The 26,784-nt window shown below is 37.1% G+C and carries 12 protein-coding genes and 2 pseudogenes; 6 read left to right on the top strand and 8 right to left on the bottom strand.

What is annotated here, in order from left to right:
• Positions 1-327 precede the first annotated feature (327 nt).
• Positions 328-684, bottom strand: coding sequence for a hypothetical protein (locus tag ACFINZ_RS06225; protein WP_375633822.1), 357 nt, complete (start codon positions 682-684; stop codon positions 328-330).
• A 1,465-nt stretch (positions 685-2,149) separates the two neighbouring features.
• Between ACFINZ_RS06225 and ACFINZ_RS06220 the strand changes: the two genes are divergently transcribed.
• The 5 genes and pseudogenes from ACFINZ_RS06220 to ACFINZ_RS06200 all read left to right on the top strand — a co-directional run bounded on the left by ACFINZ_RS06220 (position 2,150) and on the right by ACFINZ_RS06200 (position 6,580).
• Positions 2,150-2,893 (top strand): creatininase family protein, encoded by a 744-nt coding sequence (locus ACFINZ_RS06220; RefSeq protein ID WP_375633823.1) that lies wholly within the window; start codon positions 2,150-2,152, stop codon positions 2,891-2,893.
• A 21-nt stretch (positions 2,894-2,914) separates the two neighbouring features.
• Entirely contained in the window at positions 2,915-3,943 is a 1,029-nt protein-coding gene (locus ACFINZ_RS06215; protein ID WP_375633824.1) for a CobW family GTP-binding protein, read from the top strand.
• Between the two features lie 10 nt (positions 3,944-3,953).
• Positions 3,954-4,925, top strand: coding sequence for a WD40 repeat domain-containing protein (locus ACFINZ_RS06210; protein WP_375633825.1), 972 nt, complete (start codon positions 3,954-3,956; stop codon positions 4,923-4,925).
• 533 nt (positions 4,926-5,458) lie between these two features.
• Positions 5,459-6,253 (top strand): annotated as a pseudogene (locus ACFINZ_RS06205) (autotransporter domain-containing protein); the annotation flags it as partial.
• Positions 6,254-6,397: 144 nt separating this feature from the next.
• Positions 6,398-6,580 carry a hypothetical protein gene (locus ACFINZ_RS06200; RefSeq protein WP_375701240.1) on the top strand — a complete coding sequence of 61 codons (183 nt, stop codon included), beginning with the start codon at positions 6,398-6,400 and terminating at the stop codon, positions 6,578-6,580.
• Positions 6,581-7,064: 484 nt separating this feature from the next.
• On the opposite strand, the gene ACFINZ_RS06195 is transcribed toward ACFINZ_RS06200, so the two are convergent.
• The 5 genes and pseudogenes from ACFINZ_RS06195 to ACFINZ_RS06175 form a co-directional block, all read right to left on the bottom strand.
• Positions 7,065-10,520 (bottom strand): autotransporter outer membrane beta-barrel domain-containing protein, encoded by a 3,456-nt coding sequence (locus ACFINZ_RS06195; protein WP_375701239.1) that lies wholly within the window; start codon positions 10,518-10,520, stop codon positions 7,065-7,067.
• A 167-nt stretch (positions 10,521-10,687) separates the two neighbouring features.
• Positions 10,688-14,026, bottom strand: a complete 3,339-nt coding sequence (locus tag ACFINZ_RS06190) for an autotransporter outer membrane beta-barrel domain-containing protein (protein ID WP_375701238.1) — start codon at positions 14,024-14,026, stop codon at positions 10,688-10,690.
• Between the two features lie 173 nt (positions 14,027-14,199).
• A pseudogene (locus ACFINZ_RS06185) lies at positions 14,200-14,925 on the bottom strand (autotransporter outer membrane beta-barrel domain-containing protein); the annotation flags it as partial.
• A 28-nt stretch (positions 14,926-14,953) separates the two neighbouring features.
• Positions 14,954-15,082, bottom strand: coding sequence for a hypothetical protein (locus ACFINZ_RS06180; RefSeq protein ID WP_375634810.1), 129 nt, complete (start codon positions 15,080-15,082; stop codon positions 14,954-14,956).
• 542 nt (positions 15,083-15,624) lie between these two features.
• Positions 15,625-18,975, bottom strand: a complete 3,351-nt coding sequence (locus tag ACFINZ_RS06175; protein ID WP_375701237.1) for an autotransporter outer membrane beta-barrel domain-containing protein — start codon at positions 18,973-18,975, stop codon at positions 15,625-15,627.
• A gap of 220 nt (positions 18,976-19,195) precedes the next feature.
• Between ACFINZ_RS06175 and ACFINZ_RS06170 the strand changes: the two genes are divergently transcribed.
• Positions 19,196-19,396, top strand: coding sequence for a hypothetical protein (locus ACFINZ_RS06170; protein ID WP_375701236.1), 201 nt, complete (start codon positions 19,196-19,198; stop codon positions 19,394-19,396).
• A 24-nt stretch (positions 19,397-19,420) separates the two neighbouring features.
• On the opposite strand, the gene ACFINZ_RS06165 is transcribed toward ACFINZ_RS06170, so the two are convergent.
• Together ACFINZ_RS06165 and ACFINZ_RS06160 are read right to left on the bottom strand one after the other, a co-directional pair.
• On the bottom strand, positions 19,421-22,270 hold the full coding sequence (locus tag ACFINZ_RS06165) for an autotransporter outer membrane beta-barrel domain-containing protein (RefSeq protein WP_375701235.1): 2,850 nt from the start codon (positions 22,268-22,270) through the stop codon (positions 19,421-19,423).
• Between the two features lie 1,178 nt (positions 22,271-23,448).
• Positions 23,449-26,574: an autotransporter outer membrane beta-barrel domain-containing protein gene (locus tag ACFINZ_RS06160; RefSeq protein WP_375701234.1), complete on the bottom strand. Its 3,126-nt coding sequence runs from the start codon at positions 26,572-26,574 to the stop codon at positions 23,449-23,451.
• Between the last annotated feature and the right edge of the window lie 210 nt (positions 26,575-26,784).

The following is a 26,784-nucleotide window of genomic DNA, read 5'->3' as shown; positions in this document are numbered from 1 at the left end:
AAAAAATTTAAAAAGGATAAAATATACCTTTGATGAATAATCTTCATATGAGAAAAGGTAGACAATATTAAAAGACTGATAAAGATAGTAAGTATACTATCCTTATTACTAGAAAATAACCATAAACTGTAAAAAAATCAGGTTACACTAATTTGTAAAAAAAAACATAAATGTAGGATCTTGAACTTTAATAATGTTAATAAAAGCTACATTTAATATTAAGAGTAGTGATTTTATTATCTAGTATAGTATAAATAATAAAATATTTATTTTTTAAAAATAATGAAGTGAACAAAAAAATCCTCGACTCTGTCGATGAGCTTCCTACTAAAGTGTACTAAATATTCCCCAAAGAGATACAACAGCACCTAATACATCCCCAACACATAAAGAAGCAAGAAGTGATAAAATACCTATTCCCCCCCAAAAGGCTGCACCTGAAAAAGCAGCAGCTTTTTCAACTTTCCCCAAAGCAATGCCATCTTGTTCCTCAACGCCTTGAATAACAGCTCTATCCACAGCTTTAATAGCTACATTTTTTTCTAGTGTAGAAATAGTAACTGCCACTCTCTCTTGAAATTGATTTTTTACAAAACTTGCATTTCCCTCTATAGTTTGTACAAAAAAGAGAATAAATAGTGTAAAAGTAAATGAACATACACGATTTTTAAATATTTTAAACATAGCTTTCTTTGCTCCTCTTTTCTTCACTGAAAAAATGAAAGAATATTCACATATATAAAAACCAAAAATTATATTTAATCATTTATATAATTGCACATAATAAAATATTATATGTAATTTTGTTATTATAATATAACACATTATGTATTACATGTAAATATAAAAAACAATAAATGATAAAAATAATTTATTCCTTTTACGCAATAATAACTTAAGATACCAACAGTAATATTTTTTTATTTTTATTGCTATAATTAAAAATAATAATAATTTGTTAAATTTATTATTATAAGAAATATTACGAAACAAATTCATTTAAAAAATTATATAATAGAGCTTTTATAAATAATTTGAAATGTAATTAATTTTAAAGAACTATAAAATTTAAAACTTCCAATATAATGATATATGATTGTCTATTATTTCAATAAATATAAAAATGAAATAGTACTTAATGGATTTTTATTATATCACTCATCATTAATATTGAAAAATAAAATTAGTATCGAATAAAAACTTGATCTAAAACAAATCTATCCTAATAAAACAACTTTAAATAGTGTACTATTTTTCTATAAAACAGTTATAAAATGTAAAAAGAAATTAAGATCTCTATTTTCAAATAGAAAAGACATTAATAAAATGATTCTCAACTTTTACTGATATATAAAGAAAATAGTGCATAGCATCTTCAAAAAGGTAATTTAGCTCCTTTATCTCATACAGCATAAAAAACTCAAAATATTGACTTTCAAACCTAACAAAACAAACGCATAAAATAAATAAATCTATCAGATTTACAAAAATATTATAAGCAACACTAGAGCACCAAAAAACTACCTAAAATTACATAAAAAGAGAGTCATGAAAAATGAGATGATCCCCCAAAATACTGAAAAAACTTTCTTTCTTAATTTTCATAAAAGTTATTCCATATTTTTCGTCAATATTGTAGAGCGCAGCCTTATTTATATTTTGAGTAATTATATTTACTCTGTATTAGTAAAAAATAATTCTCTTTGAAAGAAATTTTTGGCAATATTCACATAACTGTCTGCAATTTGTGCAAAATAAATAATAATAAAGAATTGATCAAATGCTTTAAATAAAAGGAATAGATAAACTTACTAAAAAATTACATATTTCAATAAATAATGAAAATATTTTTCATTATTTGATGTATAAGAATTTAATATGTATGAATATTTACTTATTAAAAATTAGAATATACATCAGAAATAATTACAAAAGATAACTATCTTGAGAAATATTGCCTCATATTACAGAAAAATTGCGTTGGCTTTGCTCAATAAAAGCTTCTCTATTTTTAACAAAGCTCTCATTTTTATGCATCCATATGTGATGTAAAAAGACGCCTATTTGCGTTTCTCTTATAGATAGATTAAATAGTGACAGCACCTTCGATCACTTTGTCTATGTTAACTTCTCTTTTAGGCAATAATTTATGGTATCTAACAGGCCTTTTCTCGCTCTTTTACCTTTGGGCGCACACGAATATCACGGAGAGCACCTTCCTTTCGAAACCGACTGGATTATAGCTGAAGCTTTTGCAAAAGCTCTCACTTTACAAACAAAAGAGCAGTTTCATATCGCACTTTTACCGGTTGAAAAGATTGGCTATTCTATAGAACATATGGATGTTACAGGTACACAAACCCTTACCTTTTCTGATGCGATTAAGCGATGGATAAAGATTGGTGAAAACTGTTATCACAAAGGGATCAACCGTCTTCTTCTTCTCAATGCTCACGGAGGAAATTCACCTTTAATGAGCATTGTTATCACCGAATTACGAAGGCGCCTTTCCATGCTCGCTGTAGCAACAAGCTGGAGCCGTTTTGGTTTACCACAAGGTCTCATGGAGCCATCTCAACAACATCTTGATATCCATGGAGGCTTTATCGAAACCTCTCTCATGCTCTATTTAGCACCAGAAAAAGTCCATATGGAAAAGGCAGAAAATTTTCATAATAAACAAGCGGATATGATTGCCAATTATCGGTATTTACGTGCTTATGGTCCTCATGCCTTTGGTTGGACAATGCGAGATCTGAACACGCAAGGTGCAGCAGGAAATGCAAGCAAAGCAACACCACAAGCCGGTGAAGCAATCTTTTCTCATGTTCTGTCTCAGCTTCGTGATTTACTTGATGATATCAATCGATTTAACATAAACACATGGCAATAAAGAACAATAAAAGGTCTCTCCATGGAAACGATACACCCCAAAAAACTTCCCGTTACGGTTCTCACAGGCTATCTTGGTGCTGGGAAAACCACCCTTCTCAACCGCATTCTCAATGAAAATCATGGCAAACGTTATGCCGTCATTGTCAATGAATTTGGTGAAATTGGTATTGATAATGACCTGATCATTGAATCAGACGAAGAAATTTATGAAATGAATAATGGCTGTGTTTGCTGCACCGTGCGTGGTGATCTCATTCGCATTCTGGAAAGTCTGATGCAACGTTCTCATCGATTTGATGCGATCATTATAGAAACGACAGGGCTTGCTGATCCCGTTCCCGTAGCACAGACCTTTTTCATGGATGATACTATCCATGAAAAAACAGCTCTCGACAGTGTCATAGCAGTCGTTGATGCAAAGCATTTTCCCTCTCAATTAAAAACAAGTCGTGAAGCTGAAGACCAAATTGCTTTCGCGGATATTATTCTTTTAAATAAGATTGATCTTGTCACCCCACAAGAACGCAGCCATGCTGAATCCCTTATTCTGGCCATTAATCCTCGCGCTATACTCTATACAACACAGCGCACCAATATCCCTCTTGAGACACTCCTTAATCGTGGTTTTTTTGATCTCCAACGGACTCTCGATCATGAACCTCATTTTCTCGATCACGAACATGCACACCAACATGCCAACCATGTGTGCGGTCCCGATTGTCATCATGACCATCATCACGCATCCACCATTCATGATATTACCATCACTTCTGTAAGTTTAAAAACAGATGCTCTGCAACCAGAAAAGTTTTTCCCTTGGATCCAGCAGGTTACACAGCAACAAGGGCCTGATATCTTGCGTCTTAAAGGCATTATCGCCTTTCAAGGAGACGATGATCGTTACGTCATTCAAGGGATACATATGCTTCTTGAAGGACAACATCAACGCCCATGGCGTGAAGATGAAAAACGAGAAAGCCGCCTTGTCTTTATAGGACGCTCTCTTGATGCTGAAAAATTAAAAACTGGTTTTGAAAATTGCGCATAAGTGAGTGATAATGCCAAACATTACCCATTATGATCTCAAAAGTTACTGCCTTTCCTGCGGTTTTATAGGCAATAAACCAGCCTTTGTTTCCGTAGAAGGTTTCATTGTTTTTTTTAATCCAACCCCACAAATCGTTGAAGTTCACCAAGGAATAATTTCAAGCCATTTTTCCCATGACAATACCGCGATCATCACCGGTGGAGAAGATGGAAAAGTCTGTCAAACAACCGCAGCAGATCACACGGAATTGTTAAGCCAAAAAGAACGCAAATGGATAAACAACGTTGCTTTTGGTCCACAAAAAGCTTTTGCTTTTTCCTCTTCACGCCTCGCATTTGCGCATATTGGAAAAGAACGACAAGAGCTCACACATGAACGCAGTGTAGAAGGCCTTGCTTTTGCCCCAAAAGGTTTGCGACTTGCCGTTGCCCATTACAATGGAGTCACTCTTCATTGGTTATCAACGCAAATATCTCCCACCACATTGGTATGGAAAGGAGCTCATTGTAGTGTCACCTTTTCACCAGACAACCGCTATGTCATTTCCACCATGCAAGAAAACGCCTTGCATGGCTGGCGTCTCACTGATAATCAGCACCTCCGCATGAGTGGCTATCCAAGCAAAGTCAAAAGCTGGTCTTGGAGCGCAAAAGGAAAATGGCTAGCAACATCAGGTGCCTCTGCCGCAATTGTTTGGCCCTTTCATACAAAAGATGGCCCCATAGGAAAAACACCACTAGAACTAGGCACACGAGCAAATGCACTTGTTAGCACCGTTTCATGCCACCCAAACAAAGAAATTGTAGCAATAGGCTTCAATGATGGAATGATTTTAGCGGCACATTTTCATGATGGAAAAGAAGTCCTTCTAAAAGGTTGTGGGAAAAGCGCTATCTCAGCACTTAACTGGGATCAAGCAGGGCAAAACCTCTCCTTCGGTAGCGAAAATGGTGAATGTGGTATAATCAATATCGCGGATTAAATTACACCGACAAGCGCAATTATCGCCGATAAAAAATGCCCACACAATCCTCCAGAAATCTTATCCCCGTGCATCTCCAGAGCTCTCAGAAATCCTATCTCCCTAATCTCCCCCCCAAAATCTCCTAAAATCTTCGTAATCATTAAATCTTCCCTCTTCCTTTCCTCCCCCCCTTTAGACAAGAAAATACCTTAAACATGTTTTTTGACCTTTTAACATTGCTACCCCCATACAAGAATAAAAACATCACCCTCAAGACCGCCCCCCCATCTCCCTATAAACATCTATATAGGCTACATACTTCCACAAAAGCATTTTTCTTAAAAATTTGGCAAAAAATAGCTGATATCATCATTAAAACAACGATTTATTCCTACGATCAGAAGAAGGGAATGCAACACTATTTTCCTAAATAAAAAATTTTTTGATTTCCCCTTCTAAAGGGCAAAGTTTCCTACGAGCAGCCTTCTACACTTCAGTTTCTTGCCTAGAAAATTCCATCTAATAATCATTTCATGGAGCTTCTATTACCGCCCTCTGTTACGGTATCTCCTTCATCTCCGGATTCTGTTCCTTCTCCTTCTGCCCTTGTTAAACCAAAGCCTTCTGGGTCTTTTGCCCCTGTTAATCCTTCGTCTAATCTCTCTATACCGCTTGATGTTCAGTCTAATCTCCAAATTAGAGCGGTTGTTCCACAGGTTCCAACTTATCTTCTTTTGCCAAATGCCTTATTTCATGCTGGTTTAGTGGATATGACCACGCAAAATAAGTCGTTTGAGACAATACGGAATGCTTTTCATTCCTCTTGGAAAGATGATAAAAAGACAGCCTTTTTTCTGCGTGCTTATGGGGGGAGCCATCATTATGCTTCCAATTTATCTGCTTTTGAATATGGCTATGGTGCTGAGCTCGATTATAATGCATTTCAAGCAGGTGTTTTGTTAAACGAGATTGAGAGTTTATATGGTCGTACATTCTTTGAAGTTTTGGGGAACTATGGAAATCTTTCTCTACACCCTCAGGATGTTGAACAAAGCAAAAAAAGCGCATTTAATAAATGGTCTGTTGCTGCCTATGGAAATTTGCAGCATGATACCGGTTTTTATATAGATGGGGTGGTATCGTATGGTCTTTTTAAGGGTGACGTTTTGACCCTTTCACGGGGCAAGGTTGTGGCGTTAAAGGGTAAACAGTTTAGCAGTTCTTTAACGAGTGGTAGAACGTTTGCAACAGGGTATAAAGGTGTTGTTTTTGATCCGCAGATTCAGGTTGTTTATCAGCATCTTCAGTTTAATCAGGCGCGTGATATTGATTTAGGAAAATTTCATGCAATAATTCAGAATGCTCATTCATCATTTTACATATTGAATAAAAACTGAATATTATAAATTTCTTTCATTTCAAACCTGTTTATATTTAATCAATTAACCCCTTGTCCATCACAAACGAAGCTGGCATGCAAAGAAGGACTTTTGAAAAAAGGTGAATTAGCTTCTTATGAACATTCTCGAGTGCTAAAATCTGCGCAAATATTGAATGCTGAAAAAAGAATGGTGATATCCGCGCATGACCGCAATAAAAATAATATCCTGTATCTTATCGAAATTGCTCTGGTACCTATCATTTACAAAACAACAACCATAACAACACGATAAAACATACTTTACTTTTATTATAATTTGACCTCAAACTCCCTCTGTTTGTTCTAAAAATAAATATTTATCCAAAATTCTTAAGTAAATATCCTAAAAAAGGGAACAAATAATATGCGTATTAAATGATATAAACGTCAATAAAGTTTAAAACAAAATTCAAAACAATGCATAAAGCTCATAAAGACTAAACTTATGATCTATAAAAATTAATAAAGAAACGGACAAAAACAATCATCAATATCGTCTCTTTTGAAAGATTATACCGAAAGCATTTAGCGTTTAATCTTCTCACATTCACAATGAAATCTGTCCTCATATCTTAATATCAAAAATTTTAGAAAAATTCCTCATCGCATAGAAGAAGGCATCTATTGTAATCTTTTATATCAAAAAAATAACCATATTGATGAAGCAAAATAAATTTCAATACATTAAAAGGCCGAAAATCTTCTGCCTTTCAACTAAAAATACATATTGCAGCTCTTCAAAAAAGGTGGCGCAATCCAGCAGAGAAACTGGCTCCAGAAAAACCAATTTTCTTAAATCTATGCTGATAAGTGACATCTCCATGAAGAGAAAGTTTTGATGAGAGACGGGCATTAAACCCAACTCCTGCTTCCAAAGAAGAACCAAAGGAACCTAACTGAAAATCTTTTTTAAAAGAAACAAATTGCTTATCTTCAAAACTATGCAAATAAGAAAGCTTACTATAAAATGAAACGACACGTCCCTCTTCAGCAACATTAAACGTCTTGCTTAAACGCCCACCAACACGCCCCACCCATTGATGAAATTTGCCCAAATCAACATCAAGGTTATCAATATCACGCGCCTGATTAAACTGAAGATGCTGATAAACAACCTGAATCTGCGGATCAAAAACAACACCTTTATACCCTGTTGCAAACGTTCTACCACTCGTTAAAGAACCGCTAAACTGTTTACCCTTTAATGCAACAACTTTGCCTCGTGCAAGGGTCAAAACATCACCCTTAAAAAGGCCATACGATAACACCCCATCCATATAAAAACCGGTATCATGCTGCAAACTTCCATAAGCCCCAACAGACCATTTATTAAATGCGCTTTTTTTGCTTTGTTCAACATTCTCAGGGTGTAGAGAAAGGTTTCCATAATTCCCCAAAGCACCAAAGAATATACGAGTATATAAATTCTCAATCTCGTTCAATAAAACACCTGCTTCAAGTGCATTATAATCGAGCTCAGCGCCATAACCATATTCAAAAGCAGATAAATTGGAAGCATAATGGTGGCTCCCCCCATAAGCACGCAGAAAAAAGGCTGTGTTTTCATCCTCTTTCCAAGAAGAATGAAAAGCATTCCGTATTGTCTCAAACGACTTATTTTGCGTGGTCGTATCCATCAAACCAACATAGAACAAAGTATTTGGTAAAAGGAGATAAGTTGGCAATTGAGGAACAACAGCTCTAATACCTAGCTCAGGCGGAACATCAAGCGACATAGGAAGATTAGATGAAGGTTCCAAAGCCTCAGAGGACTCAGAAGGCTTTGGTTCAACAGGGGCAGAAGGAGAAGGAACAGAATCCGGAGATGAAGTGTCCTCCGGAGCAGAGGGCTCAGATGGCAACGACATAGAAAGTGGATTGGGGCGTGGAGGATCCACAGGATCAGAGGACGTAGAAGAAGGAGGGTCAGACATAAACGACGTAGAAAGTGGATCGAGAGGTGGAGGGTCAACAGGAGCAGAGAACGTAGAAGAAGGAGAGTCAGATATCAACGACGTAGAAAGTGGATCGGGAGATGGAGGGTCAACAGGACCAGAGGACGTAGAAGAAGGAGAGTCAGATATCAACGGTGTAGAAAGTGGATCGGAAGGAGGAGGATCGACAGGATCAGAGGACGTAAAAGAAGGAGGGTCAGACATAAACGACGTAGAAAGTGGATCGGGAGGGGGAGGATCAACAGGACCAGAGAACGTAGAAGAAGGAGAGTCAGATATCAACGACGTAGAAAGTGAATTGGGGGGAGAAGATGGAGGATTAACAGGATGAGATAATGAAAACGAAGAAGGTTTACCAAATGGACCATTATAAGAACCTATTCTAGAAGAAATATAAACCCCTTCGAGTCGGAAATCCCAAAAATCCCCCTCACCTTCCACTAATCTTTGCTTAGCATTCGCTTCTCCAAAAGGCGAACCTGGACCATAAGCACGAATACGATATTGATAAGGAAAACCTTTCACCGTAGTATAATCATCATAACCATTGGCGAGTCGAAAAGAACCTGCCTGCGCTGTTCCAGCAACTTGAATGAGTGAAATGCTTTGATCTTTTCCCTCATAGACTTCTTTACTTGCATATTTTGGAAAATTTTGCACATGAATGAATGTCGTTCCAGAAACATCCCCATAGATCAATATGCGATCCGTCTTTTGGGGATTAAACAAACCCTCATCATTCAAAAATGCATTCAACCTAATCTGAGCGTTTCCCTCAGCACTGTAGACTTTTTTATCTTTTGATGCGAGAATTTTATCTCCTGCACCTATATCTGCTTTTTTTCCAATGCGTAGCGTTTGATAACCACTATCTTCATCAAAGATCAATGTGCTATTGGAAAGACTTAGAGAAGAAAGCGATGAAACAGATTCCTGTAAACCGTTGTATTTACTTTTAGTAAGATACCATTTTGAATAACGAATTAATTCTAAATCAATAACCGATCTACCCTCAACACGCGTACCTCCTGTAAGAGAGGAAGCGTTTGCTTTCACCAATAGAGAAGCATTATTTTCAGCTTTTAGCAACAAATCACCAGAGATTTTTGTTTCATCCGATAATTCAAGAGTGCCTTTTACTTCATAGTCTTTATTCCCCTTCGCATAAATCGCAATCCCGTCTGGAACTGTCATATTTGTCTCTGATAAATAAACAAATGCCCTCCCCGTGATAACTTTTTTGGTTTCTAAAATTTTTTCATCATCTCGTTGCCTCAACATTTTAGCAAATTCTTCTGGAGCTAAAACATTAAAGCACAGTCCATATACTCCCTCACCCTGAACAGAAATATTGTTTTTTTCTATCTTAATATTTGTATTCTTAAATCCATCTGGTGAAATATATTTTTGAATTAACTTACCATTATCATTTACATAACCTGAAAAGTTTTTCATCAAGAATGCATGCATATGGTTCAGCTGAATAAAATTGTTTTTCAAATGAACGTCACCACCTTGAAAAACCTCAAAAGCTTCTGGCAATACCCCCATAGCTCCATCACCATCTGTTAAAGTTTCCTCCCTCCTTCCTTGCCCCGTAATCCCCATAGTATCAAGAAGATAGTGCCCCCCAAATCGAGTTGAAAATGAGCCAATCTGGTTAAAATTAACGGTACCGTCTGTCATTTTAACCATTGCATCAAAACCACTCATAATACCGATCCCTTTTACATTCAAATTATCTGGCTCAATATTGATATTCACACTCACTAAAGCAATATCCGTTCCTCTCCCCCATGCATAAATAGCATGTGAAGTCCCCTTAATTTCCCCTACTGTCATACTAATAACGGCATTTTGAGCACGAAGAGCAGGTATATTCTTAAAATCTGAAGCTATTAGATTAATTTTTCCACCATTTCTTACATACGCCCCATACGCAGATATTTTATCTGGATCATCGCCAAAAACTGTTATCTGAGAGGCATTAACAATAGTGCCTGCTTTTTCTACATATATAGCTGCAATAGGTGCAATATGAGCAGACGTCTCTTGAGAACTTTTTAAGTAATAGACTTTATCTGCAAGAAAGTGTGTTTTTCTATCATCGCATTTATAAAATGCCCCTCCTGCATCACTTGAAGATCCTGCAGCATTAACATACGTAACCTGCAAAAAATAAAGAATAGCTGTTGTAACGTTGCATAAAAATACATATTTATGAAATACATAAATCATAACTCTTGCCACCTCCTATTCCCCTACTTCTATTCATTGAAGAATAATATCTATATTTAAGATAATAAATTTCTCAAAATACAATAAATATAAAATGAAATATTTAATTTAATACTTAATATAACAATATATACTTATATATAAGTTACTATATAGTTTATGTATCGCTAAAAAAGGTGGCGCAATCCAGCAGAGAAACTCGTTCCAGAAAAACCAATTTTCTTAAATCTATGCTGATAAGTGACATCTCCACGAAGAGAAAGTTTTGATGAGAGACGGGCATTAAACCCAACCCCTGCTTCCAAAGAAGAACCAAAGGAACCTAACTGAAAATCGTTTTTAAAAGAAACGAATTGCTTATCTTCAAAACTATGCAAATAAGAAAGCTTACTATAAAAAGAAACTTCACGTCCCTCTTCAGAAGCATTAAGCGTCTTGCTTAAACGCCCACCAACACGCCCCACCCATTGATGAAATTTTCCTAAATCCACCTCAAGGTTATCAATATCACGCGCCTGATTAAACTGAAGATGCTGATAAACAACCTGAATCTGCGGATCAAAAACAACACCTTTATACCCTGTTGCAAACGTTCTACCACTCGTTAAAGAACCGCTAAACTGTTTACCCTTTAACGCCACAACCTTACCCCGTGCAAGGGTCAAAACATCACCCTTAAAAAGACCATACGATACCACCCCATCTATATAAAAACCGGTATCATGCTGCAAATTTCCATAAGCCCCAACAGACCATTTATTAAATGCGCTTTTTTTGCTTTGTTCAACATCCTGAGGGTGTAGAGAAAGGTTTCCATAGTTTCCCAAAACTCCAAAGAATGTACGACCATATAAACTCTCAATCTCGTTTAACAAAACACCTGCTTGAAATGCATTATAATCGAGCTCAGCACCATAGCCATATTCAAAAGCAGATAAATTGGAAGCATAATGATGGCTCCCCCCATAAGCACGCAGAAAAAAGGCTGTCTTTTTATCATCTTTCCAAGAGGAATGAAAAGCATTCCGTATTGTCTCAAACGACTTATTTTGCGTGGTCATATCCACTAAACCAGCATGAAATAAGGCATTTGGCAAAAGAAGATAAGTTGGAACCTGTGGAACAACCGCTCTAATTTGGAGATTAGACTGAACATCAAGCGGTATAGAGAGATTAGATGAAGGATCTAAAGGATCAGAGGACTCAGAAGGCTTTGGTTCGACAGGGACAGAAGGAGGAGAAACAGTATCCAGAGATGAAGTGTCCTCCGGAGCAGAGGGCTCAGATGGCAGAACATCATTAGTAGAATCTTCAACTGGAACAAACGGTACAGGCATAGGTTGCACAGCAGAAGGAGCCTCTGGAACTGTTGGTACAGAAGGAAGCTCAGGCGGAGCTGATGCAGAAGGAGTAAGCGTCGAATCCGTAGGGATTAATGTTTCAGACGGTTTAGAACCTTCAGGCAAAGAAGGTGTAGATGGTATAAGTGGAGGCTCAACAGAAGGGGGTTGTTCAGGTGAAATAGTCTCTGTTGGTCGTTTAGAAGGAACCGTCTCTTCTTCAGATTGAGGAGGTAAAACTGTAGACGTTGGCTTAGAAGCAGTTTCAGAAGAATCTAATTCAGGACCAATGTAAACACTTTCGAGACGAAAATCCCAAAAATCCCCTTCTCCAGCAACCAATCTATTCTTTGGGTCTGCATTTCCAGAAGAAGAGCTTGGACCATAGCCACGAAGTTTATACTGATAAGGAAATCCATTAACCGTAGTATAACTATTGTTTAACTTAAAAGAACTTTCCTCTGCCGTCCCAGCAACTTGAATAAGTGAAATACTTTGACTCCTTTTATTGCCTGCTTCTTTATCTGAAGTTTTTAAAAGTTCTTCTATCCCAATAAGCGTGGTTCCCAAGACATTCCCATAGATCAAAATACGATCCGTTTGTTCAGAATCAAATGAACCATCATTATTGAGAAACGTGCTCATCTTAATCTGAACATTACCATCTGCACCATATATGTACTCCTCCTCATCTAACTTGTTTACACCACTTTTTTTTCCAATGTACAGCGTTTGATAACCAGTAGATTGATAGTGATCAAAAACAATTGTACTATCCTCAAGATCCACACCTGAAAGCGATGAAACCGTAGCATCTGGTTCCTGCGGATTTTGATATTTGCTTTTGGTAAGATACCATTGAGAACCATTCTTTAAATGTAAATAAATATCAGAGGCATCCTTGGTACGAGAACCTCCTGTAAGTGTAGAGGAATTTGCTTCAACGAGAAGATAAGAATTATTTTCAGCTTTTAAAAACAAATCGCTGGAGATTTTTGTCTTTTCTAACCTAACCTTAGCTCGAGCTCCATAAACACGATCTCCAGCACTATATCCGGCACTATAAATGGCAATACCATCCGGAACCGCAAAATTTGTCTCTGACAAATGAACAGATGCTGTTCCTATAGTAATTCCTCGCGCGCTCGAAAGCGCTGAAGACGACATATTATACCTTACCAAATCAACCCATACATCTGGACTTAACCCATAAAAATACAGACCATATGCTCCTTTCCCCTGAACAGAAATTTTTGTCTTTTTAACCTTAATATTTGTCTTTTGAAACTCATACAAATGATTAAATTTATTAATTAATTTACCATTATCATCTGTATAACCTGTAAGATTTTTAATCAAAAAGCCATGCATGCCTGTAAGTTCTACAGAACCACCACTCAATTGAACATCACTACCTTGAGATACCTCAAAAGCTCCCAGTAATTTATCAACATTTTTCTCATCTACTATAACAGTCTCTTGTTTCCCTCTTCCCTTAATGACAGTATTATCAAAAGTATATTGTCCCCCAAACTGTGCTGAAAACCCACCAATCTCATTAAAAGTTACGGTACTGCCTGACATCCTAATCTTTGAACTAAAACTACTAACCAGCCCCATTTCTTGGGTACTATTTAATTCTTGTGTACTATTGAATTCATTTGGTTTAAGCTCAATATTTACACGCACTAAAGCAATATCCGTTCCTATTCCAAATGCATACATAACGCGAGAAGTCCCTGTAATCGCCCCATCTGTCATGCTAATAACTGAATTTTGCGCATGAAGCGCAAGTACATCCTTAAAATTTGCATTTTTTAAATTAAGACGCGCATTACGTTTTAGATATGCACCATATACAGTTCCTTGACGCGAATTATCGCCCGTAACAGTTATCTGAGATGCATCAACAACTGTACCTTGTTCTTCTATATATAAAGCAGCAATAGGAGCAGAATCAGAAGGAACTCTCGAAAAATTTTTTAAATGATAAGTTTTATTTTCAATTGTATGTTTTTTACCATCATTGCATTTATAAAACTGAGCGTTTGGATCACAGAGAGTTTCAAAATTATTAAAATCTGCATTCACACTCACGATTGGCAAAAAAGAAACAATAGCCGTTGTAATAAATAAAAATCTATAACCCCTTAATACATTAACCATAATTCTATTCCCAATTTTTCCTTCTCCCCCTGTTAGTTAAAAATAAAAAAATATTCCCCATAACATTAAGTTAAACACACTAACAATAGCAATTATAAAACTTAAATAATCACTTTATACTTCATAAAACACTCTATAACTTATGTAAAAATTACTCTATATTTCATAGGCACCTAAAAACGATAGTATAAACCGCCTGAAAAAATAATCCCTGAAAAACCACCTTTTCTAAGGCAATGCTGATAAGTTACATCTCCATGCAAAGCAAAGTTTGAAGACAACTGAGCCTTCAATCTCATTCCAGTTTCTAGAGAAGAGCCAAAAGCCCTTATTGGAATTCATCTCCAAACCGCACACGTTGTTTTCCTCTAAAACTAATGGCAAGCTAAAGCTCGCAATTGAAAGAAACAACAAGAGCCTCTTCAAAAGCAGCAAGCATCTTTCTTAAAGACCACCAACACGCATCACCCACAAATCAAGTTTTCCCATCTCAATATCAAAACCATCAATATCAGACGCCTTATCAAACCGCACATTTTGATAAATAACCTAAACCTGCGGATCAAAAATAACCCCTTTATGCCCTGTCATAAATGACTTGCCCGCAATCAATGAAGCACTCAAAGGCGTTTCCTTCAATGTTGCTGTCTTGCCTCTCGCTTGCGTCAGAACATCCCCTTTAAATAAACCATAGGAAAAAAGGACATCTATATAAAAGCCTGTATCATGCTGCATGCTGCCATATACTGTAATAGACTATTTATCAAATGTACTTTTTTGCTTTCTTTAACATCTTGAGGTTGTAGAGAATTTTTTTCCATATTCTCCCTTATTCCAAAGCTCAAAGTGTGATGTGTATCCTCAATCGCATTGAGCAAGACACTTGCCTCTATACCATGAACATTAGAAACCTGAATCTTACCTTCATCAAAGGAAAGAACCACCCTGCTTCACACCAAACACAGATTGAGATAACGTAGCATTTCTACCACTTTTCTTTTCGCCATTTCCTGTAATAGAACTCTTTTTAAAAGAAGCTTTATTATCTTTTGACACAACCACTGCTGATGTAATCTTCTCAGATCTCTTTAATTCTAAAATTCCATCAGTTCCTGAAAGCCTTTTTCCCCTTTACTTTTTTGCGGCTTAATAACTATGTTATGAGTTCGTATTGTAAAAATAACACCTGTAGCCCTCCTATCCAATCCACTCATATATAACTTATTACGACTTCCAAAAGTACGAGAAGCATCAACTGTATCACACGCATACGACTTAAAAAGAGAATTACACGAGGGGTTATAATCTTCTACACTCACATCTATATTGTGCACGAAGAAAGAAATAGAGGTCGTAAGAGAACACACACACATAGCGTTTTAGTACTTTAATCATAATTTAGTCTAAACTTCCTTTATTTTATCTTCATAAAAAACTGAAAAGACACACCTGGTTCATCTACGTATTATTCTTATTATGTGCCGTTACATATAATTTGTTTTGTATTATATGTAAAGTCAAAAATCAGAAAAATGACACAACAAAACCATGTTTTGTGCTTATGTCTTTCACAAAGGATGTATTAAAGAAAAATACAATTAAAAATGATACCTTAATCCACCAGAAAAATGCGTTCCGGAAAAGCCGTCACTCGTAAATTTATGCTGATAAATCAGATCGCTATGAAAAATAATTTTGGGAGATAATTGCGAAAAAACACCAAATCCAGCTTCTAAAGAAGTCCCAAAGGAACCAAGCTGGAAGGCATCTTTAAAATATACAAATTGTTTATCATCAAAACTACGAATGAAATGAAGCTTACCATAGAATGAAAGAACATGTGCATCTTTATCTTTAGTAAATGTAAGTGTCTTCGTTAAATACCCACCAATACGCATCCCCCAATGATCTGGGCTTCGCATATCAATATTAAAATTATTAATATCACGAGTCTTCTGAAACTGGAGATTTTGATAAACAAACTGAACCTGTGGTTCAAAAATAAAATATCGGCTGCCTATCATAAACGTTTTACCAGCAGTTAAAGAAACACTTAGGGGCTTCCCTCTCAATGCAGCCGTTTTACCTCGCTCAAGTGTGAGAACATTTCCATTAAACAAACCATAAGAGAAGAGACCATCCATATAGAGACCCGTATCATGCTGCATGCTTCCATATGCTGTGATTGTCCATTTATCAAATATACTTTCTTGACTTTGTTTAACCTTTCGAGGCTGCAACGAAAGTTTGCCATAATTTCCCATAATCCCAAAAGATGTCGTACTGTATGCACTTTCGATTTTCTTGAGTAAAATACCTGCCTCTAGTGCATTATAATCAAGCTCACCGCCATAATCACCATATTTAAATGCAGACAAATTTGAAGTATAATGATGATGTCCACCGTAACCGCGCAAAAACAAAGCGGGATTTTCATCATTTTTCAACAACCGACCAGAAACAGTTCGCAGCGCTTGCAACTGCTTGCTTTGATTACTGATATCCATCAATCCAGCATAAAATAAGGTATTTGGCACAAGAATATAAGTCAAAACCTGTGGAACAACGACTCTCACATTTGGCTCAAAATGAGAAGAAAGCTCAAAAACAGATGCCGAAACAGAAGAACCAGACGCAGGTGGAGTAACAACAAAAGGAGTGGGTGAAACAGATGACAGAACAGGTGAACCAGATGCAACTGGGGAAACAACAGAAGGAGTGGGTGAAACAGATGACGGAACAGGTGAAATAGATGCAACTGAGGAAACAACAGAAGGAGTGGGTGAAACAGACGGCGAAACAGGTGAACCAGACGCAACTGGGGCAACAACAGAAGGAGTGGGTGAAACATGCGGCGGAACAGGTGAACCAGATGCAACTGGGGCAACAACAGAAGGGGTGGGTGAAACAGATGGCGGAACAAGTGAACCAGATGCAGGTGGAGCAACTGGATTAGATTCAGCAATAGCGGGAACAACAGGTGCAAGAGAGGAAAGAGGATTGGGGATCTCAAGCACAAAAACATCAGATACATTAGGTGTGGTCGCAAGATGGGAATCCCTACCAGGAGAATCTACAGGAGAAGAAAGACTTGGCTCCTGAGGTTTTTGCTGAGAGTTAGAATCAATAGAACCATCCTCACCTCCAGTAATATTAGGATGAATTTTAGGAAAAGAAGGAATATCATCAGAAGAAGGGGGGACAACCAAATCAAGAACAGGAAAAACTTTAGTGGAATCAACAAATTTACTTTCAAGGCGGAAATCCCAAAATGTTCCAGAATTTTTAAGCACTCTTTGATTGGAATCTGCCGCCCCTAAAGAAGAGCTTGGACCATAACTCTTAAGATGATACAGATAGGGAGAGGCTTCAAGTGTGACATACCCCCCATTTAACTGAAAAGAATCTTCCATGGCTTTTCCATAAACCTGAATAATGGAAATCCCCTGATTATTACCGCCCTCTCCCGTCAATGCCCCTGAGCTTCCAGGAACACTATACACATGGACTGTCGTTTTTCCTTCAAGATCACCATTGATTAAAAGCCGGTCAGTTTTTTGCTTTTCAAGCTCTCCCCCTTGATCCAAATATGCATTAAGATAAAGATTCACATCACCATGCGCTTTATAGACAGTCCCAGATCCTTTTCCGATGAGAAGTGTCTGATAACCATCTGTTGTTTTAGATTTTAATTCTTCAAAAACAAGAGAACTATCCGTAAGATTGACCGATGAAATGAAGGAATAGTCCCCTAAATTAGAACCAGAAGCATCAGAATTTTGCAATTTGTCATATTTTGGTCGCGATAAAATCCACTTTGAACCATTTTTTAAATCTATCTTAGCTGTAGAACTTTCATCAACATGTGCGCCTCCTACAAGGGTAGAAGCATCAGCCTCAATCTTTACATTAGAACGCTCAACAGCTTTCAGGAGTGAATCTCCAGAAATTTTTGAATTTTGTAAGAGTTTAACAGAACTTTCGAATTCGCGGCTATAAATAGCCGTACTTTCTGGAGCCATAAAAGTTGTCTTTGTCAAATGGACAGTCCCTTTTCCAGGTATAATTGTTTTTTTATCATTTAAGACAGCTTCCCAAAAAAAGTGCATGCCATTAAATCCATTCCCTCTCACAAAAACATTGGAATATTTTATATGAGCAGCATTATGGTTATTCCCCTGCACTACAATGCCATGAACATTGTCGACATTAACGTTTCCCTTCTGGAAATTAAGAGAGCCTTTCCCCTGAAGCATACTAAAAGCAGAACCTTCACGATGATTATCTGTATTTGTTCCCTGTTTCCCCCTCCCAGTAATAGAAACGCCCTCTAAATTAATTTCTCCATCGCCTCCTGTTTGAACACCAATATCATCAGCAAAATCAATTTTTCCTCCTTTCATATAAATTTTTGCACCATTATGACTCAAAAGACCTATCGCATCAGAAGATGTCTTAATCTCTGTCTTGGTCAAAGAAACAAACGACCCTTTACCCCCAACACTGATCCCCATTCTGGTTGCTTTAATCACCCCATTCTGCATCTCAAAAGCTCCCTCATCATTAATATCGGCCCCTATCGACACATCATTTAACATGGAATCAAATAGAGCAATGCCTCCCCCATTTGAGGACTTTACAGCTGTTGTCCAAGCGTTTGTTTCTGAATGGCCATTTGCATTCGAAACACCGTTAATGATTATAGCCTCTCCCTCAATGACTGTATTTTTCCCTGATGCCTCTATGGCAGCATCAGAACTTTCACCCGTAAGTTGATAAGTTTTCTTGGCAATTTCATGCGTTTTACCATCATTACAGCGATAAAATGAGGCGCTTTCGTTACATGAATATTGCTTCTTCTCAGAAGAAATCTCACCTGCATCAGTATTGTATACAAAGAAAAAAATAACCGTTGTAAAATGACATAAAGAGAGATGATTTTTAAACATAATTTTCTACAAACTTTCTTCCCCTTCTCTAAAAACAAAAAACACGCGTTCTGTTTAATAACTTTGGTTACGCGTGATAATTTAAAATACGTTTTGTATTTTATATATCCACCTTATATTTTATGTAAAGCCAGAATCCCAAAATATCACAATTTAAAATTGTATTATTTATAAAAACGCGTAAAAATATAGATAGAAATAAAAATTCCACCCTAAAGCGGTGATTTCAAGAGAATTTAATAAAAATACACTAAAGGAAGAAAAACAGCATAAGAAGCAAAAACTGCAAACCAGAAAGCCTTATCTCGTTTCTAAAAAGAAAAAAACTTGCTCATGCAAAAAAAACATTTTTTTAAAAAACTTACTTAAAAAGTTGCAAACAAATAATAAAAAACCACAAGCTATGCTTGTGGTTTTTTAAACAACTTACCTCAAGATGATCATCCTAAAAACGATAGCGCAATCCACCAGAAAAACTGATCCCAGAAAAACCACCTTTGCTCAATTTATGCTGATAAACCCAATCACCATGAAACGCAACTTTTTGAGACAAGCGAGCATTAAGACCTAATCCAGCCTCTAGAGAAGAACCAAAAGCCCCTAACTGGAAAGAATCTTTAAAGCGCACAGCTCTTTCTTTGCCAAAATCATGGGCAAAATGAATCTTGCCATAGAAAGAAACATCACGATCTTTTTCAGACGCAGTCAGGGTCTTCATCAAACGACCACCCATACGCACCATCAATTGATCCAGTTTACCCATCTCAATATTAAAATTATCAATATCACGAGCCGCATTAAATTGAAGATGTTGATAAACAACCTGAACCTGTGGATCAAAAACAACACCTTCATATCCTGTGGCAATTTTCTGACCACCCATTAAGGAAACACTTAAAGGGTTACCCTTCAATGTTGCAGTCTTACCCCGAGCAGTTGTCAGAACATCTCCCTTAAGCAGACCATAGGATAAAAGACCATCAACATAGAATCCTGCATCATGCTGCATACTGCCATATACTGTAGCAGTCCATTTATCAAATGTACTTTTTTGGCTTTGTGCAACATCTCGAGGTTGTAGAGAAAGCTTTCCATAAGCCCCCATAACCCCAAAGGATATAGCACTGTCAACATTTTCAATTTTTTGTAGCAAAACACCTGTCTCTAGCGCATAGTACCCTAGATCCCCCCCATAACCATATTCAAGCGCAGATAAATCTGAAACATAACGATAACTCCCACCATAGCCACGCAAAAATGAAGCAGGATTTTCACGAATTTCCAACATTCCACTAGGATTAGTCCGTACTGTCTCCAGCTGCTTGTTTTGATTGCTAATATCTATCAAACCAGCGTGGAACAAACTATTCGGCAAAAGCAGATAAGTTGGTACCTGAGGAACAACAGATCTTACACCTCGTCGAGACGGAGAAACATTTTCAATTTTAGAAAGACTATCTGCAAAAGACACTGGAACAACCTCCTCAGAAGGCGCTGGAACAACCTCCTCAGAAGGCGCTGGAACAACCTCCTCAGAAGGCGCTGGAACAACCTCCTCAGAAGATGCTGGAACAATATCCTCAAAAGAAGCACGTGCAGGAGGTGTACGTTTAGAAACCATAGGAGTGCTTTTAGAAACAGCAGGTGTCTGAACATATTCATTTTCTAAACGAAAATTCCAAAATGCTCCTCCATTCAAAGCAAATCTCTGTTTAACATGCTCCTCCCCTCCAGTAGCTTTGGGTCCATAAGAACGAAGAACATATTTATAAGGCGCGCCATTTAATGCAACATACTGCCCATTCAGTTGAAAAGAGTCATACGATGCATCTCCATAAACTTGAATAATTGAAACACTATGCGCTTTTTTATTTTTTTCTTCTAAACCTCCCGCAACCCCTTGTATATGGACTATAGTTCTTCCCTTAACGTCACCATGAATGAGAAGCCGATCCGTTACTTGATGATCACTTGTATCACTAGGATTTAAACGTGCATTCAAATGAATCCAAGCATCACCAAAAGCCTGATAAACAATACCTGTTCCTTTTCCAATATAAAGCGTTTGATATGCATGATCAGTACTGGACTTTGGTTTTTCAAAAGTAATGGAACTATTAGAAAGGTGTACCGATGAAATAAACGAAACACCTCTATAATTAGGATCTTGTAATTTTTTCTGTCTTGGTTGCAATAAAGCCCACTGTGAATTATTTCCCAAGATAAGGTCGACTTTAGAACTGTTATCAACCTGAGTTTGACCGACAAGTGCAGAAGCATCAGCAACAACCTCTATAGAAGAGTTACGATCAGCCTTCAGCAACAAATCCCCAAAAAGCTTTGTTTCCTTTAAAAATATTTTAGATTTTCCAGATTTACTGCTATAAACAGCTATACTATCTGGAACGACAAAACGCGTCTTTTTCAAATCAACGCGCAATGATTTTCCCTCTGACGAACCTTCTGATGCTGCCACACCTTCAAAGTGTATACCATAAAATGCATTACCTTTCACTGTAATATTGGAATCTCCAATATTAATCTGAGGAGCTTTATCTCCCTGCAATAAAAGCCCATGAGCATCAGTAACATCAACAGAACCTTTCATAAACTGAACATAACCATCTTCAGATATATGAAAAGCTGCCTGACGACCTGCATCCAGCCCTTGATCATCCTTGCCGGTACTCCCCTTGCCGGTAATAGAGACACCCTCTAAAATAAGATATCCTTTTTCTTCTGCTTTAACCCCAACTCTCCCTAGGCTAATTTGCGTATTCGTTAAATCAACACCACTTTGAGATTTTCCTCCAGCAAAAGCCCCCACTTTGATTGCATCAATTGATCCACCAGACATTACGATGAATCCACCTTGAGCTTCCACCCCCACTAAAACCCCACTCAACGTGGAATCGCTCAGAAAGACGCCCGCTTCTTCTGATACCTTTACTCCATATTTCCAAAAATTGTTTTCCGAGTTATTCTTTTCATCCAAAATACCCTTAACAGTTATATTCTTGCCACGAATAATTGTACCTTCCTTAGACGCCTCCATGGCTCCATGAACACCATTAACATTTTTATCCATTAACGAATAAACTTTATTATTAATTTCGTGCGCTCCACCATCAGAACACTGATAAAATGCTGCATTCTGATCACATGAAGACTGCTTTCTTCCAGAGATAACCTGAGATTCAGCATTGCGTGCAAAAACACCAACATTGTGTGTCAAAAAAAGAAGTGCCGTTGTAAAAGTACATAAGGAGAAGCGATTTTTAAATAGATTGACCATAATTCCACCATAACCCCCCTCTTCTTACTAAGATCTATACATAACGTATCAAAAAACTTAACCAAAAGAAAAATATTTAATACGTTTAGGTTTTAATATCGTGAGTTTATTAATATTTTTTGTGTTTTATGTAAATATGGAATAAAAAAATTACTCGAAAATACAATCTAAATCTGTCGCTTTTACAAAGAATTTGCAAAAATATAACTGAAGAACGACAGAAAAATCACCTTTAACGTTGTTAGTCAAAAACACCCTTAGTCAGTTGACATGCATTAAGAACACCTACTTTAACTGCCGTCTAATCACCGCCAGAACGGATATAATCAACATCCTTACGATAATATTATATTGAAACAGTGTACACTCTGTAAGCAGACAAAACATATGCCAAAATTGAGAAACAAGAGTTCACATATGCCTTTTAGGCAATCTTCATGGTAAGACAGTCTAATAAAAAGTAGGAACGTGTAAAAATCAGTTCCGATTTTACCTTTTCCTTTTAATTCAACTTTACAATATTCAAAAACATTCAGAGCCATATTTTAAAAAGTGAAGATGACACATGACTTCATCTTTTTATTTATGCATTTAAAGAAAACACACTTTCAAAAAACAATACGTCATTATGTTTCTCATTCACCAATTTTCTCAGATATCTCTCATTTTTTCCATCCCCATTTCACAACGACAGCGGATATAATATCAAGTTCATCGGATACAGCCCTCATTGTGCCTGAGTAGCATCTTTGTCTTTGCTAATTTCTAATATTGTAAATCCTCTCCTCTTAATATAATTCCCCAAATTATATTGACTCCTTTCTTAAATGATTATCCACCTGCCAATTTTACATATAATAGACAAAGGAATGCTTTTTATGGATTCATCATAAAATCCTTGAAAATATTTCAGCACCCTAAATTAAAAAATATCTTTATAAATCAAAATATTATAAATAATATAATTATCACTCTGAGATACGCATTTTACAACAATAACATACAAACTCATTAAATTTCTCAAGAAGAACAAAAGAAGTCCAACCTAAAAGCATATTAAAGATATGCAAAGTCACACTCTCGTAAAAATGCTATAACACAAAATGAATAGATAATGAGAAAAAGCCACAAGTATAACTTGTAGCTTTTTGAAAGATTAATCAAAAACAGGAACAACACTAGAAATGATAACGCAATCCACCTGAAAAACTCGTTCCAGAAAAACCAGCTTTCGTTAGTTTGTGCTGATAAACCAAATCGCCGTAAAGCGCAAAATTTTGAGATAATTGGGCATTAAAACCTAATCCTGTTTCTAACGAAGAACCAAAAGCACCTAGCTGAAAAGCATCTTTAAAATGCACAAATTGTTTTCCTTCAAAACCATGAGCAAGATGAAGCTTGCCATAGAAAGAAACAACCTGAGCCTCATCAGTAGCAACCAGCCTCTTTGTTAAACGTCCTCCAACACGCCCTACCCACTGATGAAGTTTTCCTAAATCAATATCAAAGCCGTCCACATCACGCACCTTATTAAATTGAAGATATTGATAAACAACCTGAACTTGCGGATCAAAAACAAAACCGTCCTCCCCCACCATAAACGTTTTACCAGCAGTTAATGAAGCACTTAAAGGGAAACCCTTTAATGTTGCCGTCTTGCCCCGTGCAGTTGTTAGAACATCACCTTTAAACAAGCCGTAAGACACAAGACCATCAACGTAAAAACCTGCATCATGCTGCATACCACCATATGCCGTAACTGACCATTTATCAAATGTACTTTTTTGACTCTGCTCAACATTCAAAGGTTGCAAAGAAAATCTCTCGTAAGCCCCGATAATTCCAAAAGAAGTGGAACCATACATATTTTCGATTGCTTTCAGCAAAACGCCTGCCTCTATGGCATTATAATTAAACTCGCCGCCATAACCATATTCAAGCGCGGAAAGATTTGAAGTATAACGATGATTGCCGCCATAACCGCTCACAAAAAAGAGAGGGTTTTCACGACTTTCTAATAAGCCCCCAGAAGTAATTCGCAAAGCTTCTAACCGCTTATTTTGATTGTTAACATTCATCAAACCAATATGACGTAAAGCATTAGGCAAAAGGAGATAAGTCGGAACCTGCGGAACAACAGCCTTAACGCCCGGCTTAGGACGAGGATGGGGCTCCGGAGCTGGTTCTGGAGAAGGTTCTGGTCCCGGAATTGGCTTAGGAGCAGGATCTGGTTTAGGTTGAACATCAGAATCTATAGACCTACTTTCAAGGCGGAAATCCCAAAAATCTCCGCTCCCTTCAACTAATCTCTGATCCATGTTTGCTTTTCCAAACTCAGATCCTGGACCATAACTATAAAGCTTATACTGATAAGGTAATTTATCTAGTGCTATATAACCACCTTCCAACTGAAAAGAATCTTGCTTTGCTTCTCCAGAAACCTGAATGATTGAAATACCTTCAGCATTCCCCCCCTTTCCGGTATATCCTCCTGGACTTCCTGCAACTCCATGCACTTGGAGCTTTGTTTTTCCCGAAACATCACCATGAATTAAAACACGATCAGTCTTTTGATGATTAAGAGCACCACCACTATTCAGGTATGTATTAAGGGAAATAGAGGCACCTTCCCGTGCTCTATAAACCTCACCCTTTCCCTTTCCAATACGAAGATTTTGATAATCATCAGCAGAAGAAGATTCATGTCTTTTAAAATTAATAGAGCTATCACCCATAAGACTAACGAGTGAAATAGAAGAGATATTTGCAGGCTCATGTTGATCTTTTTGCACCTGTTGTGGTAAAATCCATGTAGAATGACCTCCTAAATAAAGCTCAGCATTAGAATTTTTATCAACGTGAGTACGACCTTCAAGGGTAGAACCATCAGCCAAAACCGTTATAGAAGCCCCTTTCTCAGCTCTTAATAAAAAATCCCCTGAACGAAGAGTACTTTTCATCAAACTCACCGCACCAGAAATAACGTTTTTACCATAAAGAGCCGTATCGTCTAAAACAGAAAACTCTGTTGTATCCAAATTAACAACTTCCAATCGTGGTGGAGCTTTTTCTTCCTCTAATGAAATCTCCTCTTTTTTATCCCCATCTTCGCTCCATGGCTTCTCTCCCTGAAAATAGATACCATAAGATCCCTCACCCTTTACTGTAACAGAAGAAGACTTAAAATTAGCCTCGGTCACATAAAAGTTATTCGATAAATCTTCAGTTTCATCTTTTGAGTCAGAACGTTCTGGTACAACACTAAAAGACTTGACGGGATTTTCTAATAATATACCATGTGCATCCTCAACCTTAATAGTCCCCCCTGTAAACTCAACACGTCCCCCTTCATCCATTAAAAAAGCTGCATCATTTTTGTCTTTGTGTCCCTTTCCAGTAAGAGTAACACCATCGAGAATCACCGTGCCTCCCAACATCGCAGAAATCCCATGACTGTTGGTATAGTTAACCTCCCCACCTTCCACCCAGATATCTGCACCGCTATAACTGGAAAGACTTACCTTCCCATCACGCGTATTAACTTTTGTATCCTTTAAAATAACCAATGAATTCCCCACGGCTTCAACAGCCCTATCACTGTCCTCTATAATCCCCTGCTTTATCTCAATTATCCCATTATGAGCGAAAAGAGCTAACTTTGTATTTTGAAGCGTCGGTTTTTTCAAAACAATCTTTCCATCATCTGATACAGCCACACCACGCAAAAAAGATTTATCAGAAACTTCACTGCTAACAGTTACATTCTCTCCATAAACTCTGGTCCCTATCCGTTTCACCGTTATAGCAGTAGGATCAACAGGATAGTTGGAAAAGTTCTCTTTCGTAATTGTATAAGATTTATTATCAATTTTAGGATCTATCCCACAATTATCACATACATAATACAACCCACTATGGTAATAAAACCCAGGATTCACTCCTCTTCCATCAGAGTCTGCATCTTTAACAGAGTTATTTACATTATCCTTATGTCCATTCCATCCCTCCACTCCACTAAGCTGACGATAATCATTTCCTCCACGAATACCCTCATCGTTATTGCCAACATTAATCATATTAGAAGGGTAATAATTATCCCCACTCTCTCCAGAAAGCTTATGCTTATTACTCCCGCTAAGATGAGAAGAAGAATTAGCAGAGACAACTGGAATAACCTTTATAACATAAGGTTTACTATCCTTCCCCTCTGCAGCCGCATACACTTCTCTTCCATTTTGAAGCAAAGAGAGGATAGCTGTTGTACAAGCACATAAACATACATGATTTCTAAAAACTTTAATCATAGTTCCCTCGAAACTTTCCTTCCCCTCTCATTAAAAACAAAAGCACTTACAAAACACCCCATTGCACACCTCAAAAATACGAAAAGTGTAACAAAAGAACATGCCTCATGCTCATCTGAACTGTGTAATGAATTATCCCAATAAATTTGGCAAAAGCTCTACGCCAAAACCACCTATAAGAGAACAATTACAAAAACACACTTTATGAGT

Source organism: Bartonella sp. AA81SXKL (genome assembly GCF_042196945.1).
GTDB lineage: Bacteria > Pseudomonadota > Alphaproteobacteria > Rhizobiales > Rhizobiaceae > Bartonella.
This window is presented reverse-complemented; position numbering and strand designations above follow the sequence as displayed.

Coding starts and splice junctions, on each gene's coding strand:
- ACFINZ_RS06225 (WP_375633822.1), bottom strand. CDS start 684: ATGTTTAAAATATTTAAAAATCGTGTATGTTCATTTACTTTTACACTA.
- ACFINZ_RS06195 (WP_375701239.1), bottom strand. CDS start 10,520: ATGATTTATGTATTTCATAAATATGTATTTTTATGCAACGTTACAACA.
- ACFINZ_RS06175 (WP_375701237.1), bottom strand. CDS start 18,975: ATGTTTAAAAATCATCTCTCTTTATGTCATTTTACAACGGTTATTTTT.
- ACFINZ_RS06215 (WP_375633824.1), top strand. CDS start 2,915: ATGGAAACGATACACCCCAAAAAACTTCCCGTTACGGTTCTCACAGGC.
- ACFINZ_RS06165 (WP_375701235.1), bottom strand. CDS start 22,270: ATGGTCAATCTATTTAAAAATCGCTTCTCCTTATGTACTTTTACAACG.
- ACFINZ_RS06210 (WP_375633825.1), top strand. CDS start 3,954: ATGCCAAACATTACCCATTATGATCTCAAAAGTTACTGCCTTTCCTGC.
- ACFINZ_RS06160 (WP_375701234.1), bottom strand. CDS start 26,574: ATGATTAAAGTTTTTAGAAATCATGTATGTTTATGTGCTTGTACAACA.
- ACFINZ_RS06190 (WP_375701238.1), bottom strand. CDS start 14,026: ATGGTTAATGTATTAAGGGGTTATAGATTTTTATTTATTACAACGGCT.
- ACFINZ_RS06220 (WP_375633823.1), top strand. CDS start 2,150: ATGGTATCTAACAGGCCTTTTCTCGCTCTTTTACCTTTGGGCGCACAC.